This is a genomic window from Tahibacter sp. (assembly GCF_032229445.1).
In the GTDB taxonomy this organism is placed as follows: domain Bacteria; phylum Pseudomonadota; class Gammaproteobacteria; order Xanthomonadales; family Rhodanobacteraceae; genus Tahibacter.
Map to the genome: position 1 here is coordinate 33513 of NZ_JAVTWC010000039.1, position 15849 is coordinate 49361.

Below are 15849 nucleotides of genomic sequence, written 5' to 3' on the forward strand. Positions count from 1 at the left end.
CCGCCGACCTTCCGCAGCCGAAAGATGGCTTGATTGACGACGTGACAGCAACTACTGGATGCCCGAATCACCCACACGATTCCGCGATGAGCCGGTAAACTTCAGGGTCTTGTCCAGTTCGTCAGCCGGACTCTGCTGTCGGATTCGACCCCTGTCCCGGTTACGGCTCGCGAGTCACGGCATGCCACCCAGCCCGCGACGCGCGCCTGCGCCTCACCCACCATGGATCACACGTTGTGACTACGACTGCACAAAATCTCGCTGCTGGCATCGACGACCTCGCTTTGCTGGAGCGCGTACGCGCGGCGATGACCGTGCTTGAACAGCTGGCGGCCGACAGCACGCTGGTGAATCGACTGCCGGCAGACGATCAGCGGCGCCTGCACGCAGTCGCAGGACAGATCTTCCTTCCCGATCCGGTCGCACGCCGGCAGCGGCGCAAGGCCGCCGCACGTGAACGCGGCAAAGCGCAGATTCGCAGCGACGATGCCGTGCTGCACGAAACCGGCATCCGCGTGCTGCGGCGCAGGCCGGTATTCACGACGCCGAACGTGTTTCCGCCGGACGCTTTCGTGCCGCAGGACGTTCACGACGATGCAGCCGAACCGCGCGAGGCGATCGAGCCGCAGCACTGCTACGTGTGCAAACAGAAGTACTCGCTGATCCACCATTTCTACGACCAGCTGTGCCCCACCTGCGCACCGTTCAATTTTTCCAAACGCACCGAGTTGGCCGACCTGCGCGGACGCGTTGCGTTGCTGACCGGCGGCCGCGTCAAGATCGGTTACCAGGCAGGACTCAAGTTGCTGCGGGCCGGCGCCGAGCTCATCGTGACCACGCGGTTTCCGCGCGATTCGGCGGCACGCTACGCGCAGGAGCCGGACTTCGCGCAGTGGGGGCATCGCCTGGAGATCTTCGGCCTCGACCTGCGCCACACGCCCAGCGTGGAGGCGTTCTGCCAGCACGTGCTCACGACGCGCGAGCGGCTGGATTTCATCATCAACAACGCCTGCCAGACCGTGCGCCGCCCGCCCGGGTTCTACGCGCACATGATGGCCGGCGAGACTGCCGCCGTGCAGGACTCGCCGGACAATGTGCGCAAGCTGTTGGGCAGCTACGCCGGTCTGCGCAGCTACCGCATCCTGCCTGAGCATGGCAAAGGCGCCAGCGACACGGGCGCTGCCGCGACGGCCGGCACGCCACCGTCGCTACAGAATCCGGAAGCGGCTGTACTGGACTCCGCACGGCTGTCCCAAGTCCCCTTATTGCCGGACGAGTTCATCGCACAGTCGCATCTGTTCCCGGAAGGGCGACTGGATCAGGACCTGCAACAGATCGACCTGCGAGGGCGCAATTCCTGGCGCCTGCAGATGGACGAAGTGCCATCGGTGGAATTGCTCGAGGTGCAGCTGATCAATGCCGTTGCCCCGTTCATCATCAACGCGCGGCTCAAACCGCTGATGCTGCGCACACCCGGGCGCGACAAGCACATCGTCAACGTGTCCGCCGTCGAGGGCCAGTTCTACCGCAACTTCAAGACGACCCGCCATCCGCACACGAACATGGCCAAGGCCGCGCTCAACATGATGACGCGCACCGCGGCAACGGATTACCACAACGACGGTATCCACATGAACAGCGTGGACACTGGCTGGGTGACCGACGAGGATCCCGTCGAGATCGCCGCACGCAAGACGATCGAGGAGCGCTTCCATCCGCCGCTGGATATCGTCGATGGCGCCGCGCGCATCGTCGACCCGATCATCGCCGGCATCAACACCGGCGAACACGTGTGGGGACAATTCCTGAAGGACTACCGGCCGACGGACTGGTAGTCCGGTGTGCGGTGGTCGCACTCTCTGCCGCGAGCGTGCGACTCACGACGTGACGTCGTCAGCGCCGCACCGCCTGCAGCATGGCCGCCATTTTCTCGTGAATCAGCGTGACCGCCTTGAGCGGGCGCAGCATCACCTTGAACTCCGTGATGCGTCCCTCGGCATTCCAGCGGATCATGTCAACGCCATTGATGGCGATGCCGTCGAGTTCGAGTTCGAACTCCAGCACCGCGTCGTATTCGCCGTGCAGTTCGCGCCGATAGCGGAACGAGTCATTGCCGAACACGGCGAGCGCGGCGGCAAGGTACGCCCGGGTGACCGACTTGCCGACCTGGGGCGTGTGCACCACCGGCGAATGGAATACCGCGTCCTCGGCCAGCAGTGCATCCAGTCCGGCGGCGTCGCGTTCGTTCACGAGGCGATGCCAGCGGGCGATCGGGTCAGGGGTCATGCGGTCTTGCCTCCTGGGGTTGCGGTGATTCTTCTTTGCCGGCTCGCTCGCGCGCTCATCGGCAGCGGGCAGGGCGGTCACGCACAAAAAAGCGTGAGCGATGCGCGTTTGTAGCAGAGAAACGCCGGTGCGGTCGCGGCAAGCAAAGGGCCAGTCGGAAGAGTCCGAATCGTGGGTGTCCAAATCCGGGGTCTGCGCAGGTAGGCCTACAGGTGGTGGCGATACGGCGCCTGCGTATCGGAAAGGTCTCGCTGGCCAGGATGCCGGTCAGCGAATGGAGCTACCTGCCGGTGAGCGAGAAGTTTTGACCCGCCTGCTCAGTCGCCGCGCACGCGCAGGGTCAGGCCCTTGAGAAAATTGCGCAGCAGCTGGTCGCCACAGGCACGGTAGTTGTGGTGGCCAGGTTGACGGAACAGCGCGGTCATCTCCGGTTTCGACAGCGGAAACCCCGCTGCGGCGAAGGCATCCTGCATATCGACATCCTTCATTTCGAAGGCAACACGCAATTTCTTCAGTACGAGATTGTTGGTGATGCGCTTTTCCACCGGCCGTGATGGCAGGCTTTCGTTGCGCCCCCGGAAATGGATAACCAGTCCGTCGAGAAAGTGCGCGAGTATGTCGTCACTGCATACGACGTACTCGGGATCATCTTCTCTGCGCAGAAATGCCAGCACTTCGGTCTTCTCGAGCGGGAAAGCCGGGTCGACCAGTTTCGCGATTTCGACGACCTTGTGGTCGCCCAGGTCAAGCATGTAGCGGATGCTGCGCAGTATGTCGTTGTTGATCATGGCGGGCCGGTGGTTGAAAACACGTGCATCGGTGGACCGTATATCGGTTCTTGGCAGGTTTCTGAAAATCCCCCCTCCAGGAGTTTTCCAGCTCGCACATCCGACACCTGTCGGGACGTCCTCACGGCCTATGAAGAACGGCGATTGCCGGTGTTTCAGCAGACTGTCAGGCAACAACTTCATTCGAAATGTCTGCGCGCTCCTGACAAGCGGAGCAACGCTCAGCTGCAGACAAGGCATGGGAAGGCGTTCAATCATCCGTCGCCGCCGCCTCGCGCCCCTGCTGGCGGATCAGCGCCTCCTGACGGGCGTTTTCGATGGCCTCTCGGACGCTATCCACGTTGACCGTGCGCTCGTCATGAACGAACTTGCCGGTCAGTGCCGTCTCGGGCAGGAGATTGCCTGCCTCGAACAGCGCCCACATTTCCTCGCCGTACCAGGTGTCGAGCAGTTCCGGCGCCCACCGCCCCAGGCTGGCGGTGAGATTGTTGGTGTCGCGTAGCAACATCTGGCGGGCGGCGTTGTTGCCGGCAGCACTGACCACCTGGGGAAAATCGATCACGATCGGGCCGTCCGGCCCCACCAGCACGTTGTACTGCGACAGATCGCCGTGGATCAGGCCACAGCAGAGCATGCGCACGATCTGCCGCACCAGCACCGCATGGAATTCCCGCGCCTGCTCGGCCGTCAACTCGACCTCGCCCAACCTTGGCGCCGAGAACCCTTCGGCGTCGGTCACCAGCTCCATCACCAGCACACCGTGGTAGTAGCCATATGGCTCAGGCACGCGGACGCCGGCTTCTCGCAGCAGGTACAACGCATCGACTTCGGCGTTCTTCCAGGCGGTTTCCTGCTGCTTGCGACCGTACTTGGTCGCCTTGCCGATCGCCCGGGCCTCGCGGCTGCCGCGCGCCTTGCGGCCTTCCTGATACTGAACACGCTGCTGGAAGCTGCGCTGGGCCATGTCCTTGTACACCTTCGCGCAACGGACATCGTCGCCGCTGCGGACCACGTACACCGCAGCCTCCTTTCCGCTCTTGAGCGGACGCAACACCTCGTCTATGACACCGTCGTCGATCAGCGCCTGCAGCGCGGTAGGGGTTTTCATCGCGCTATTCTAAGGGGCCGGAGACAATTCGTCTGGCAAAGTCACCCTGGAGGTCGAGCCCAGGCTTGGCCTGTCCCCGATGATCATGGTCCGCGATGCCGTGCGCGGGCGTTGGTGTCGCACGGCTGCCCCTGTCGCTGGCGAGCCGCGATCTGGCGAAAGGAACCCTGGTGCTTTGGGGAGAGGTCGACGGCCCCGACATCGAGCTATGGCTGCTCTACCCGTCGCGTCGTCGTCTGAGCACACGCGTAGCAGCGTTCGTCGACTTCTTTCGGGAAACCTTTCCGTCAGGAACGCCCGACGAGCTTGCTGCCTACGCGAACTCGTGCGGAGGCGCTACGCCGACGTGTTCAGTGGCGGGGGCGATGTCGGAAGAATCCGAACGGTGGGTGTCCCCATTTATCGCCCCCATTTTTCGATGAGCGAGCAGAGCGGTGGCATGTGCAGAAGCCGCCAACGATGACGCGAATGCGGTGACATGGACATAGCCTTCGACGGATGCTGCGCGGAGAGAAACGAAAACTACGACGGACGATCTCTGCGCGGAACGGGCCAGACGCGACTCGGCCTGCGAGGAGCGGCGATCACCACAAGCGTCTCGCAGACGAGGCCGATCGAGGTCCGCTCAAGCGAAGGATCAGGCGGCATGCTCGCCTCGCGCGACTTCGGCGGCCAGTCGCTCGAGATTCTGCTCGTTGGCCATGGCGACGAACTCGGCCAGCTGCCTGTAGTACTCGGCGGTGTCAAACGTCTGGCACCACGTCACGTCAGTCCCTTGCACGTGTGGCTGAAGTTCGATGGTAAGCACGAAGTGATGGCCGTTCAGGTGCTCGATCTCGAACAGCCGGTCCGGAACGATACGCGTGAAGCGGCTTTCGTTCGGATAGTCCTTTCCATCGGGCCCGTGCATCGTCAGGAGCCAGCTGCCACCCGGCGTGAATTCGTACGTGTGGATCGTACTGGTGAACCCTGCGGGTCCCCACCATCGGGCGACTCGTGCCGGGTCGCGCATCGCCGCAAACACTTTGGTAGGACTTGCCGGAATGAGCTTGTTCCTGACATCTGATCGACTCGCAATAGTTCCCATCGTGTCTCCGGGCAAGCTGGGGACGCCAGGCGGTAGCGCCTGCCGCCTGAGTAAGCCGGGCCGCTGTGCGGCCTTCGGCAAGCGGAATCAGGTAGAACTGCACGAGGCTGCACAGCGGCTCGGCTTGAGCGAACTGCTCAAACAGCCGCCCAGACGCTGAAGGTAGCATCAGTCGTATCCCACCGAAAAATGGGTGTCCCCATTCGCACCCATTCGCACCCGCGATACGCAGCAGAGCATTGCTACTGGTTCGCAACTGGCCGACGTTCCGAAGAGAATCGACATCGGGATGAGTGGAAAAAACCTCTATTGTCGCTAGGCATCGGCAACGATCGCCGCGCGCGTGCTGCGTCGCACGATGGCGCAGTGAGAGGTCGTTCGCCGCGATGGCAGTAGCTGCGGTAACCGATGCCTGTCGAGGTTGGCGCAAGACGCGCCGCGCGGCGTCGGTGCAGCCGTTCTCTCGCTGTCGTTCCAAATCCTCACGGGGAGCAACGCATGAGCCGCAGGATCGTCATCTGCATTGATGGGACGAACAACGCGCCGGGCGCCGGCATGACCAACGTGCAGCGCCTGAACCGCATGCTCGAGCGTAGCGCAGAGCAGATCGTCTACTACCAGCCCGGTGTGGGAACGGTCGAGCCAACGTCAATGAGCACGCCCTGGGGAAGGCGCGCATTGATGCTGCTGGACTCCGTTTCCGCGGTGATGTTGCGTCGCCACGTCTGCTCCGCCTACCGCTATCTCATGAGCGAATACCGTCCTGGAGACGAAATTTACGGATTTGGTTTCAGCCGTGGCGCCTACGCCATACGTGTCCTGGCCGGCATGCTGCGCAAGGTCGGGCTGTTGCAGCCGGGCCTGCAGGAAATGGTCGACTTTGCCTGGGGTACCTACGCCCGACATGGCAATCGCGAAGCCGCCAACGAGTTCCGCAACGCCTACGGCCGCTTTGTGCCGTCCATTCGCTTCCTCGGTCTGTTCGACACGGTCAGCGCCGTCGGCTCGCCGTGGCGGCCCATGAGGTTCGACTACACCTTTGCAAACGACCGGGTTGAAACGGTGCGCCACGCGGTGGCCCTGGACGAGCACCGCGTCATGTTCGTGCAGAATTTGTGGCGGGAGTCTGTACCAACTGATTCACCGCCAGCCCGAACCACGGACCTGCGCCAAGTCTGGTTCGCGGGTGTGCACGCCGACATTGGCGGGGGCTACCCGGCCGGCGAGCATGGCCTTTCGCTGATTCCGTTGGCCTGGATGCGCGATCACGCAGAACAGGCCCAGCTGACGTTTCGCCCCAAGATCTCAGCGCGCCTGCTTGCCGGCGACGACAACGCGAAGGCGACGACCACGGCCGATGTGGTGGCGACCAACGTCGAGGCCACCATGCACGATGAGCTGCAGCGGCAGAAGGCCTGGCACCTGCTCGAATGGTTGCCGATCCCGCGCTGGCGCCCGGACGGCGAGGGTGGCTGGCAGCACCGCTGGCAGTGTCACGCGGGTCGCGCGCGCACCGTGCCAGCCGGCTCAGTGGTTCACAACAGCGTCAAACTTCGCAAGTACACGCCCCGACCATTGCTGATCGACCCGCAGGACGATTAGCGGAAATCTGCCGGGAGAATCGGTCGGACATGAGAACGTCCCGATCGGCCGCATCGCTATGGCAGTCCCACCTGGCCCGTTTGCCACAGTGAACCGCCTTCTACCCGCGGGGGCTCGCAGCCGCCGACACAACCGGGGCGAGCAGGAGTACGGCGCGAAGCGGCTGAGAGATTGCGCGCCTACGCGGCAGTGGTGCCGTGACCGGAGGCGGCAACAATGCCGCTGGCCGCACGGTAGACCAGCCGCGTGCGGCCGCATCCCGATCCGGGGAGTTGGGCCTAGGGGACCAGAGATGAAACGGCATTCCGCATTCGGACGCATCTGCGTCCTCGCAATCGCACTGGCCTGCGTCGGTCCCGCCGATGCGCAGACGCGCAAGCCGAGCAAAAGGCAGCAGGAATACGAAGCCACGCTTGCCCTGTGGATCGGGCGCAACGTCGATGAACTCATGGTCGCCTACGGCAGCCCGAACACCACCAACGAATTGCCTTCCGGGAGCACGCTGATGAGCTTCACGGGACTGCATTCCGTAGGCCCGTCCGACTCCGGCAGCAAGCTTTTCGGCAAGAAAGGCGCATTCCTCGACAGCGACACGACAACCGAATACCGCTGCGTCGTGAATTTCGCCGTCGGCAAGGACGGGCTCATCAAGGCCGCCAGGATTCAGCTCAACGAGGGGCTCTGGATTCTCGATCCCTGCGGCAAAGTGATCAAAGGGCCGTAGTGCCGACAACCGGAGCGCAGCGCGCAACGGCTACGCAGTGGTCAATGGCGCAAAACGCGGCCAGGTCAACTCATCGACATTGTGCAGGAAGCCAACCTGGCCGGTTACGGCCCCGTCAGTCATCGACCCGCGTCAGTTTCAGTGTGTAGGACTGGTCCTTGCCATCGTCGCCTTTCCAGCGCTGGGTCACCTCCACCATGGCTCCCGTGCGCTGCCAGCAGAACGAACCCCGTGCATTGACGGGCGCAAAGCAAGCCTTGTCCGCGCTGATCTCTGTGGCTTTCCAGCTGAATTCACCCCAGCGGGAGATGACCTCACCGTTGTCGAACGACACCGTGCTGCTGTCCGTCGACGTCGAAAATGTTGCGTCGGGATAGCGGCGCGAGCGCAAGGCATCCCGCAGCGGGGAAGTCGCGTTCGTTCAAGGTGCCCGGCGACCTGATTTGACGAGGGTGAGCGCGATTGCCCGCGACGAAGGGTATGTCCGTCGCCGCTTTACGGCGCTGCATCGCGTCCCGTGTTCATCTTCAGGCGCAGCGCTTTCGCTTTGTCCTTGTCACCCTTGGCCTCGTACGCTTCCGCCAGGATGTCCCAGGTGTTGGCCGACTGCGGGAACAGCACGGTGTTGAGCGTGAAGACAGGCAGGGCGACGTCGACGCCGAGGTTGGAGCGGATGGCGTATCCGCTGTTGTTGACGGCCTGTTCGAGGTGCTTCTGGTCGAAGCCGCCGCGGTTGCGCAGGGTTTCGGCGAACGTCTGCGTTGTCGTGTCGTCGGGAGCTTGCAGCGCGAAACCGATGAGTTTCTCGGACAGGGCTTCGTTGCGGAACTGATCGGGGGCTACGGTGGCCATGAGGCTGTCCAGCAGCGTTCTGGTCCAGACGTTGCGACGACTGCCGCTGGTCAGATAGACCAGGGTGTAGACATCGCCGGCCAGCGAATCCTTGAACAGGATGCGCACACGCACCCGCGCACCGCCGTCGTGGCCGACCATGCGATATGCGCCGCTTTCACCGACCTCCCAGCCCGTAGCGAACCAGCCTCGCTGGCCCTTGGACAGGCTCTGCGGCTGCCACAGTTGCAGCAGTGTGGATTGATTGACGAATGCACCGTCGGCCACGGCCTGCAGGAAGGTGGAGAGATCCCCAGCGTTCGAATACAGCGCGGCATGGCCCAGCGCATAGTCGGGCCAGGCGATATCGGGTTGTTTCTCAAGCGCGCCGTTGTTGCCGAGATAGGCCGTGACGACGCCTTGTCTGGGCACCGTGTCGCGGCCCAGAAAGGTGTGTTTTAGCCCGAGCTCGCCGACGATCCGCTCGGTGACAATTTCCGCATAGGGCTTGCCGTAGCGCGCTTCCAGCAACTGCGTCAGCACGAGGTAGTTGGTCTGGGTGTAGCGCGTGTCGGCGCCGCTCGCGAACAGCAACGGCGTGTCGGCCAGCGCGGCGTAGACCGCTTGCAGCGTGCGCTGGAACGAGGCATTGGCCTGGGCCGTGCCGGTCATCTGCGTTTCGTCGAAATACTCAGGCAGGCCGGAACTGTGATTGAGCAGCTGGCGCACCGTGATCATGTTCCAGCGCGGTGGCAGGCCGGGGAAATAGGCGCTGGCGGGACGGTCGAGATCGACCTTGCCTTGTTCGACCAACTGCATGACCAGCGTGCTGACGAACAGCTTGCTCACCGAGTACGCCGGAAATATGTGGTCGGTCGTCGAGCGCGTGGCGCCGTCGATGTCGACCTGGCCCCTGGCACCCCGGAACATGACCTTTCCGTTGTGCACGACTTCGACGGCCTGGCCGGCGATGCCATAGCGCTGCTCGTTGATGTGCATCTGGCGCGTGAGCCGGGCGGCCAGCTCGTCCGACACAGCGCCGGCAGCGAACGGAATCCACACCAACAGGCCGAACAGCGCAAGGCGAAGACCACTGAACACGCAGACTTTCTCCAACGGAATTGGGGAGCGGGCGGCGCGACCGCCGTGGTCCGCCGGGCGAGTGTTGCACGGGCAAAAGAGCATCCAGCGTCGGGCATTCCCGCCGAAGATGCCGGACCCGCATGGGGGACTGGTGCGGGTCACGATTCGGCACGCCGCCAGCGAAATGTCCGAAACGCTGTGGGCGCTCTGCTGGTCCGGCAGCCCATTACGGCTGCTGAAACGCAGTGAAACGGGGTCCGGTTAACGTGTGAGTTTGTGCAGAAAGTTAACCTGGCCCCGTTAGTGGCGGAAGTCGATATCCTAAACGATTCCTGAATTCGGCAGGATTTTATGCTCTTGAAATCGCTTGGCCGCGTCCTATCTGCCGGCTGCGGACGCCATCCGGGTCCGCCGTGAGGGCGTCAGCATGACGCTTCTTCATGCCCATGTTGCTTGAACTTCTGAGGATATGGCTATGAGGACCACATTCGATTTTTCACCACTGTTTCGCACGGGCATCGGCTTTGATCGTGTATTCGCCGCGCTGGATTCCGCCACCCGGGTCCAGCCAGTCGATAACTGGCCACCGTATGACATCGTCAAGCAAGGCGAGGACGGCTATCGCATCGTCATGGCGGTCGCTGGGTTCGATCGCGATGAATTGACCTTGTCGGATCGTCCGAACCTGCTGGTCGTTTCCGGCGCCAAGCGCGGCGAGGCTCCGGAGGGAACGTATCTTCACAAGGGCATCGCCGAGCGCGAGTTCGAGCGCCGTTTCGAACTCGCTGACCATGTGAAAGTCGCACACGCGTCGCTGGCCAATGGCCTGTTGACCATTGAACTGCAGCGCGAGGTGCCTGAGGCCTTGAAACCCCGGCGCATCGAGATTCGGAGCGACGAGCCGCGCGATACGCGCCAAATTGCCCGGCAAATCGAATCCGTGAAAGTCGCGTAAGCGACGCTACCCGATGCCGGCTTTCCCCGCCGGCATCGGGTTCTTGCGAGGCAACACAATTTTCATTTGGCAGTGCGCGGAGGCCTGTTGCAGCCGGTTTGCCTCATTCAGCGCCACGCGATTGATACCGTCGATCGCGATGATTTTTCATGATCGAGGCAGTGAAGCAGCATTTGCTTCACGTCAGGTCAGCGGTGCCGAAGACGAAAGCGTGCCGCAGGTACCGCTGCACGCCGTGAGAGCGGCCGTCGCTCCGGTCGTACCAGCGTGGGAGCGGGCGGTGGCATGTGGCGATCATGGCGATCGGGGCGCTACGGCGCATGCGGACGGTTCGGGGACAGGTCTCGAAAATCCGAATTTGTGGGGGGCCTGATCTGAGCGCCTGCCGATCTGCCCGTCCTAATCTGCGTCATGCCCGAATTTCAGTCATGCGAGACTGAAATTCAGTCATCGATGATGGGTGGGGCCATCGACGACGAGTAATTTTCGCTCACGCCTGACTGACGGGCAGTCAGCGATGACCGCCTGCCAGTCATCGTCGAGTGATTTTTAGTCATGGACGATGGGCGCCCCAGTCACCGATGGCTGATTGTCAGTCTCCGTGGAGTATCGAGCCACTCATCGTCCGCTGATTTTCAGTCACGCGTGACTCGAAATCCGTCGCGCATGACGACCGATCAGTCAACGACGGGTGGGAGTCAGTCACCGCCGCAGCGAGCGACCACGACGCGCTGTGATCGCGGGTCTCGCCCGTCGATCGGGCTGGCCGGCACGGCACCCGACGGTCCTTCGCCGGAGTCGGGTGAGACAGCGGTGCGCGCCCGCCTGGCACGTGCGGCGGCGAGCCCTTCAGCGGCATCTGCCGCGCCTCGGCGGCAGGCCCGCCATGACGGCCCGCACGCCTGCCGGCGGACGGCGCGTCACCGCTGCGGCCGGACCGATTTCCGCCGCGCTCGTGAGCCAGCCACGGGGCGCCAGAGCCTACAACGCCGGTACCGCCGAGGTCTGGCCGGCCAGACCATGCCCTGTCCCCACCGCTACGGGTTGTGACATGGCACCGATCCCGTGCCGGTGTACGATCCCGGACCCGTACGAATGTACGTATCCGCGCCTATGGACACCTTCTGGCTCGACCCGCCGCCCGCCAACGACCCGACCGCGTCGACGCGGCTCTGGGACGCGGTTATTGCGCACCTGCAGCCCGCCTCGCGCCGTGTGGTGCGCCCGTTCCGCCGCGCCCGCATCCTGGTGCGCACCCGGACGGACGTCGATATCGTCCCGGCGGTCTGGGGCCTGGTGCCGAGCTGGGCCACCGCCCCCGAACGCCGCGAGGTGGCGTCACGCTATCGGTTGCTGGATGCGGAACTGGTGCCGGGGTCCAGCGTGACCGGCGACCTGTGGGCCGCGATCGAGCCGCCCCGGCGCTGCCTGATTCCGGCAACAGGCTGGACGGCGACCGGGTCGTGCGACGTGCTGGCCTTCGTGCCCGAGACAACGCCCGTCACCTTTGCGGGCCTGTGCAACAGCGTGCAGGTCGACGGCAAGGCGATCACGACCTTTGGCGTGTTCTACCGATCGATGTCGGTCCACCCGTACGACGGCACGGACGTGCCGGTGGTGGTGCGCGTCGAGGATCGCGCGCGCTGGCTGCGCTGCTCACCGGCCGAGGCGAGGGGATTGCTGCGGCCGCCGCAACTGCGTGTGGTAGCGCGGACCGTGCGGCGCAACACGAACATCGCCGAAGTGCTGTATGGCCCGGGCTATGTCGACACGGAAGGGTAGGCGGGATTCGTCCATCGGCAACGCAGTGCAGACCGTTCGGCGCGAAACCCCTCCGGAACGACGGAACGGCGCCGTGGCTGGCGGAAGTTAACCTGACCCGTCAGCGATGGCAGCGGTAAACGGGGTCGGGTTAACTTGATGGTGTGAACCTCGAAGCCAACCTGACACCACTACTGGCCGCCGCCTTCGTGAACGGGCAGCTCGATTCTCTTGCCATCGAGTTCGTACTCCAACGTACTGCCTTTTGGCGCACCAAACTCGATGAGCTTCTTGCGCAAGAAAGGCACGCCCTTGGTGACATCGGTGAGCTCGACATCGACGCCAACCCAGTCGATATCTTTGTCTTTAGACAAAGAAGTTCCTCCACCGGTGACCGCGCCGAGGCCTTCTGCTTTGAGCGCAGCGTCGAGCGGGTCCTCGTATTTGTTACCTCTGGCGATAGGCAGAATGGACTCCGCCACTTTCACGAATACAAACGTAGTTGGCTGCTGTGCCCACGAACAGGCAGAAAACAGCAAGCAGAACAGAAGTAGTAGCGGTCGTTTCATCGGATAGTCCGGAGCGAGAGGGTCAACGAGTGAGTCAGGCCGTGCGGCGAATCGGCGTCGGCTCGGATGCGGGCGGCACTTGTTACAGCGCAGTTCAATTCCATCCCGCGGAGCCTGGCGCCCATGCTCGCGACCGTCACACCATGATTGCCCCGGCTGTCGTTGCTGCCCCTTGCGCTACCCAGGTTCGTCGAGGGATTGACTGCACCTCCGATGGGTTTCGGTGCTGCCGTTGGCTATGTGCGTCGCGAGATCCGTCCACAACGGGGCGTTTCCTCGCGCGCACGAGTCCGGCAAGTTCGGGACGGCAAGTTCGGGACAACCAGTCGCCGGCAAATTCGGGACACCCCAACTTCGGGACACCCAGGCGGAAGAATCCGAATTGTGGGTGTCCTGGTCTATCGCGGGCTTTCCGGCCCGCGCTCGACGGGGAGGCCCGCATCGAGCCAGCCCCGCAGGCCTGCGGACATGACGTGGACATCGGTATGGCCCATCTGCTGTGCGCGGCGTGCGGCGATGGGTGCCTTGCGACAGAGCGGGCCGGAGCAATAGAACACGATCCCGGCGCCGGGTGCGGCGCCGAGATCGGCGGCGGTATAGGCGTGCGGGTCGAGGCGGCGGGCGCCCGGAACGTGCGCGGCGTTCCAGCTCGACAGGCTGTTGACGTCGCAGACGCATACGGTGCGCTGCTGAATCCGTGCCAGCAATGCGCGCGGCGCAATGGTAGGCAATCCCATCAGGAAGGCGATCATGCGTCGTCTCCTTGCGCCGCGACGCCGCTCTGCGGCGCGGGTTTCGCCAGCAGCTTCGCCCGGCGCAGGGCGAGCGCGATGATCGCGACGGAAAAACCGCCGCCGGCGATGAGGATCATTTCCTGCGACCAGTCCGAACGCGTCGCATGCCAGAGCAGGATCATGTAGGTCGCCATCAGTGCGGCGTAGACAAAGCCGTTGCGGCGCATCGCGCGACGGTCGCGCGCATTGGCAAGGCGGCGCAGGTGGCCGCGCATTTCCCAGTACACGGCCCCGACAACGATCCCGACCGACAGGGCGAGTGCACCCAGCGGTCCGAGCAGCCATTTCCCTGCGGCGGTCAGACCGGACGCACCGGTTCCGCCGGCCGCGGGCGCGCAGGGCGAATTCACGGTAACGCTGACGAGCAGCGTAAACGCGGCGCGCGGCGCGCTGCGGTCCGCCGCGTCGCCCAGCTGGCGCAGGGTTTCCGCGCGCAGATTTTCGCGCGCGCGCTGCAGCCGTTTTCGCACTGCCGCTTCGCTGATGCCGAGCAAGGCGGCGACACGTCGACCGCTTTCGCCTTCGCGGTAGAACAGCAGCAGCACCTCGCGGTTGTCGGCAGGAATCTCGTCGAGGGCTCGCGCCAGAACCGCCGCGTCGTGGCGCGCGATCAGCGTTTCGGCGATGCCTTCGCCTTCGCCAGCCACGTCCGCGACACGTTCGTCCCAATCGTCCAGCGTGCGTTCGCGGTAGCGTGCCGAACGGATAGCATCGATCGCGCGGCGGCGGGAGACCTGACGCAGCCACGGCAGGAAGCTGGCGGGGCCTCTCATCAGGCGCATGCGCTGCCAGGCCAGAAGAAATACGTCCTGGGCGATTTCTTCGCTCTGCTGCACGTCAGTGCTGATAGCCAGGGCGACGCTGGCGACCATGCGCTGCGTGGCGGCGACGAGGCGCGCGAACGCGGCGTGATCGCCTTCCTGCGCGGCGTAGAAATCGCGATCGATGGACGCAAAGCTGGCGGATGTCATGGAGCGCTCCTTTCGGGTGTCCATGCTACAGACGGACGCGGGCGAGCGATGTGACTGCGGGCTAACGGGACCCCTCGCGCGCCGGTTCGGTGAAATTCAGCAGCGCACCCTGGTAGACCTCATTCACCTCGGAAAACGGCAGGCCATCGGCACCCCGCAAGAGGGCGCGCACCTGGAACAGTGCCGAGGGAATTTCCAGCGCGGGAAACGTCTCCGCAGACGGGTCGAATCGCGCACAACTCCAGCCGGCGGGCATCGCTGACCAGAGCGTCTGCACTTCGATCGTGCTGCGGGTCGGCTGCAGGCCCGCCACGACCTTTCCAAGCGGCGCATCGGTGGTCTCAAGTAGTCGATTCATCTCGGCGCTGAGCCGCTCCGGCACGTACCAATTGTCGGCGCGCGAGAGCACGTGTTTGCCACATCTCAACGCCACGCTCCGATAGCGCAGCTCGCTGGAATCCTTCACGTGCAGTCGCTGCATTTGCTCGGCGGTCGCGGGCTTGGCAGCGGCCGGCACGCGATCGGCCACGATGCGTGGCTCAGCCGCCATCGCGTGCGCACGACACCAGGATTCGAGTACCACGGTGGCGCTGCGCTGTTTGAGCAGCTCGATATTCAGATCCACCAGAAGGTTGGCAACTTCCAGTCGCGCCAGGCAATCGTCGCGCCAGGGAGCGACATCCCTTGCTGAAATCGGCGCAGCCGCGAACAGCATGACGCCGACGCCACACAGTCTCGAAACGGTGGCCCGATATCGTGATGGCGAGGCCATGAGGCGATCCGTAGTTGCCGGGGATACCGGCGAAGGATACGAGGATTGCGTAGCCAGGGGCTCAGAGCGCCTATCAAGTGCCAGAGGGCGTCTGCGCAGTGAGCGCTAAGCCGTCCCCTTCAAGGGGTGAAAGGGAGCCGTCAAGAACTGAAGGTTCTGGCTGCCTTGAACGCCCAACGGGCCGGAGGGTTGGATGGGGATGGTGTCAACGGCATGCATCAAGGCGAACCCATCCCCATCCCGGCCTTCCCCTTGAAGGGAAAGGAGGCAAGCGCGGAATTCGACGTCCGCTCATTCTGTTGGATGCGCTTGGCGACTTCGCCATCCACGTCGATCCGATCCAGTGTCGGGTCGGCACGTTGCGCGCCGTCGCATCAGCCGGGCTGGTTCCAGCGTCGGTGTCGGAAGAATCCGAATCGTGGGTGTCCTGATCCAGCCATTCGAACCTGCCCCCGCCTTCATCGCCGAGTGTTCGGTCTTCTTCTCGTTGGGCGTTATGCACAGCATCCGGCTGATAG

Annotated in this window: 15 protein-coding genes; 5 read left to right on the top strand and 10 right to left on the bottom strand. The window is 63.9% G+C overall.

Going from position 1 to position 15849, the window contains the following annotated elements; all coding sequences use genetic code 11:
- Window positions 1-236 precede the first annotated feature (236 nt).
- Window positions 237-1835, top strand: coding sequence for an SDR family oxidoreductase (locus tag RUU78_RS08460; protein WP_313915568.1), 1599 nt, complete (start codon window positions 237-239; stop codon window positions 1833-1835).
- A gap of 58 nt (window positions 1836-1893) precedes the next feature.
- Here the strand turns inward: RUU78_RS08460 and RUU78_RS08465 are convergent, their stop codons facing one another.
- The 4 genes from RUU78_RS08465 to RUU78_RS08480 all read right to left on the bottom strand — a co-directional run bounded on the left by RUU78_RS08465 (window position 1894) and on the right by RUU78_RS08480 (window position 5269).
- Complete coding sequence (locus RUU78_RS08465; RefSeq protein ID WP_313915569.1) at window positions 1894-2469, bottom strand: nuclear transport factor 2 family protein; 576 nt, start codon at window positions 2467-2469, stop codon at window positions 1894-1896.
- 134 nt (window positions 2470-2603) lie between these two features.
- Window positions 2604-3074, bottom strand: coding sequence for a DUF1456 family protein (locus tag RUU78_RS08470; protein ID WP_313915640.1), 471 nt, complete (start codon window positions 3072-3074; stop codon window positions 2604-2606).
- 250 nt (window positions 3075-3324) lie between these two features.
- Complete coding sequence (locus tag RUU78_RS08475) at window positions 3325-4182, bottom strand: PA4780 family RIO1-like protein kinase (protein ID WP_313915571.1); 858 nt, start codon at window positions 4180-4182, stop codon at window positions 3325-3327.
- A 637-nt stretch (window positions 4183-4819) separates the two neighbouring features.
- Window positions 4820-5269 carry an SRPBCC family protein gene (locus tag RUU78_RS08480; protein ID WP_313915573.1) on the bottom strand — a complete coding sequence of 150 codons (450 nt, stop codon included), beginning with the start codon at window positions 5267-5269 and terminating at the stop codon, window positions 4820-4822.
- 498 nt (window positions 5270-5767) lie between these two features.
- Here RUU78_RS08480 and RUU78_RS08485 point away from each other — a divergent pair, with 498 nt between their 5' ends.
- Together RUU78_RS08485 and RUU78_RS08490 are read left to right on the top strand one after the other, a co-directional pair.
- Complete coding sequence (locus tag RUU78_RS08485) at window positions 5768-6871, top strand: DUF2235 domain-containing protein (protein WP_313915575.1); 1104 nt, start codon at window positions 5768-5770, stop codon at window positions 6869-6871.
- A 292-nt stretch (window positions 6872-7163) separates the two neighbouring features.
- Window positions 7164-7595 (top strand): hypothetical protein, encoded by a 432-nt coding sequence (locus tag RUU78_RS08490; RefSeq protein ID WP_313915577.1) that lies wholly within the window; start codon window positions 7164-7166, stop codon window positions 7593-7595.
- Window positions 7596-7710: 115 nt separating this feature from the next.
- Here RUU78_RS08490 and RUU78_RS08495 read toward each other — a convergent pair whose 3' ends face one another.
- Window positions 7711-7986: a hypothetical protein gene (locus RUU78_RS08495; protein ID WP_313915579.1), complete on the bottom strand. Its 276-nt coding sequence runs from the start codon at window positions 7984-7986 to the stop codon at window positions 7711-7713.
- A 104-nt stretch (window positions 7987-8090) separates the two neighbouring features.
- Window positions 8091-9527, bottom strand: a complete 1437-nt coding sequence (locus tag RUU78_RS08500; protein ID WP_313915581.1) for a serine hydrolase domain-containing protein — start codon at window positions 9525-9527, stop codon at window positions 8091-8093.
- 457 nt (window positions 9528-9984) lie between these two features.
- On the opposite strand from RUU78_RS08500, the gene RUU78_RS08505 reads away from it, so the two are divergent.
- Window positions 9985-10464: an Hsp20 family protein gene (locus tag RUU78_RS08505; RefSeq protein WP_313915582.1), complete on the top strand. Its 480-nt coding sequence runs from the start codon at window positions 9985-9987 to the stop codon at window positions 10462-10464.
- A gap of 1113 nt (window positions 10465-11577) precedes the next feature.
- A complete protein-coding gene (locus RUU78_RS08510) occupies window positions 11578-12246 on the top strand; it encodes an SOS response-associated peptidase family protein (protein WP_313915584.1) in 669 nt (222 codons plus the stop codon).
- A gap of 170 nt (window positions 12247-12416) precedes the next feature.
- Here RUU78_RS08510 and RUU78_RS08515 read toward each other — a convergent pair whose 3' ends face one another.
- The 4 genes from RUU78_RS08515 to RUU78_RS08530 all read right to left on the bottom strand — a co-directional run bounded on the left by RUU78_RS08515 (window position 12417) and on the right by RUU78_RS08530 (window position 15088).
- Window positions 12417-12794, bottom strand: coding sequence for a hypothetical protein (locus RUU78_RS08515; RefSeq protein ID WP_313915586.1), 378 nt, complete (start codon window positions 12792-12794; stop codon window positions 12417-12419).
- 398 nt (window positions 12795-13192) lie between these two features.
- Window positions 13193-13546, bottom strand: a complete 354-nt coding sequence (locus RUU78_RS08520; RefSeq protein WP_313915588.1) for a rhodanese-like domain-containing protein — start codon at window positions 13544-13546, stop codon at window positions 13193-13195.
- Window positions 13543-14559, bottom strand: coding sequence for a sigma-70 family RNA polymerase sigma factor (locus RUU78_RS08525; RefSeq protein WP_313915590.1), 1017 nt, complete (start codon window positions 14557-14559; stop codon window positions 13543-13545). Before RUU78_RS08525 ends, RUU78_RS08520 begins: the two co-directional genes overlap by 4 nt.
- 61 nt (window positions 14560-14620) lie before the next feature.
- Window positions 14621-15088 carry a hypothetical protein gene (locus RUU78_RS08530; protein WP_313915592.1) on the bottom strand — a complete coding sequence of 156 codons (468 nt, stop codon included), beginning with the start codon at window positions 15086-15088 and terminating at the stop codon, window positions 14621-14623.
- Between the last annotated feature and the right edge of the window lie 761 nt (window positions 15089-15849).

Bases quoted from the DNA above. Each gene is read 5' to 3' on its own strand.
- RUU78_RS08470 (WP_313915640.1), bottom strand. From the start codon at position 3,074: ATGATCAACAACGACATACTGCGCAGCATCCGCTACATGCTTGACCTG.
- RUU78_RS08475 (WP_313915571.1), bottom strand. From the start codon at position 4,182: ATGAAAACCCCTACCGCGCTGCAGGCGCTGATCGACGACGGTGTCATA.
- RUU78_RS08480 (WP_313915573.1), bottom strand. From the start codon at position 5,269: ATGGGAACTATTGCGAGTCGATCAGATGTCAGGAACAAGCTCATTCCG.
- RUU78_RS08485 (WP_313915575.1), top strand. From the start codon at position 5,768: ATGAGCCGCAGGATCGTCATCTGCATTGATGGGACGAACAACGCGCCG.
- RUU78_RS08490 (WP_313915577.1), top strand. From the start codon at position 7,164: ATGAAACGGCATTCCGCATTCGGACGCATCTGCGTCCTCGCAATCGCA.
- RUU78_RS08505 (WP_313915582.1), top strand. From the start codon at position 9,985: ATGAGGACCACATTCGATTTTTCACCACTGTTTCGCACGGGCATCGGC.
- RUU78_RS08510 (WP_313915584.1), top strand. From the start codon at position 11,578: ATGGACACCTTCTGGCTCGACCCGCCGCCCGCCAACGACCCGACCGCG.
- RUU78_RS08515 (WP_313915586.1), bottom strand. From the start codon at position 12,794: ATGAAACGACCGCTACTACTTCTGTTCTGCTTGCTGTTTTCTGCCTGT.
- RUU78_RS08520 (WP_313915588.1), bottom strand. From the start codon at position 13,546: ATGATCGCCTTCCTGATGGGATTGCCTACCATTGCGCCGCGCGCATTG.
- RUU78_RS08525 (WP_313915590.1), bottom strand. From the start codon at position 14,559: ATGACATCCGCCAGCTTTGCGTCCATCGATCGCGATTTCTACGCCGCG.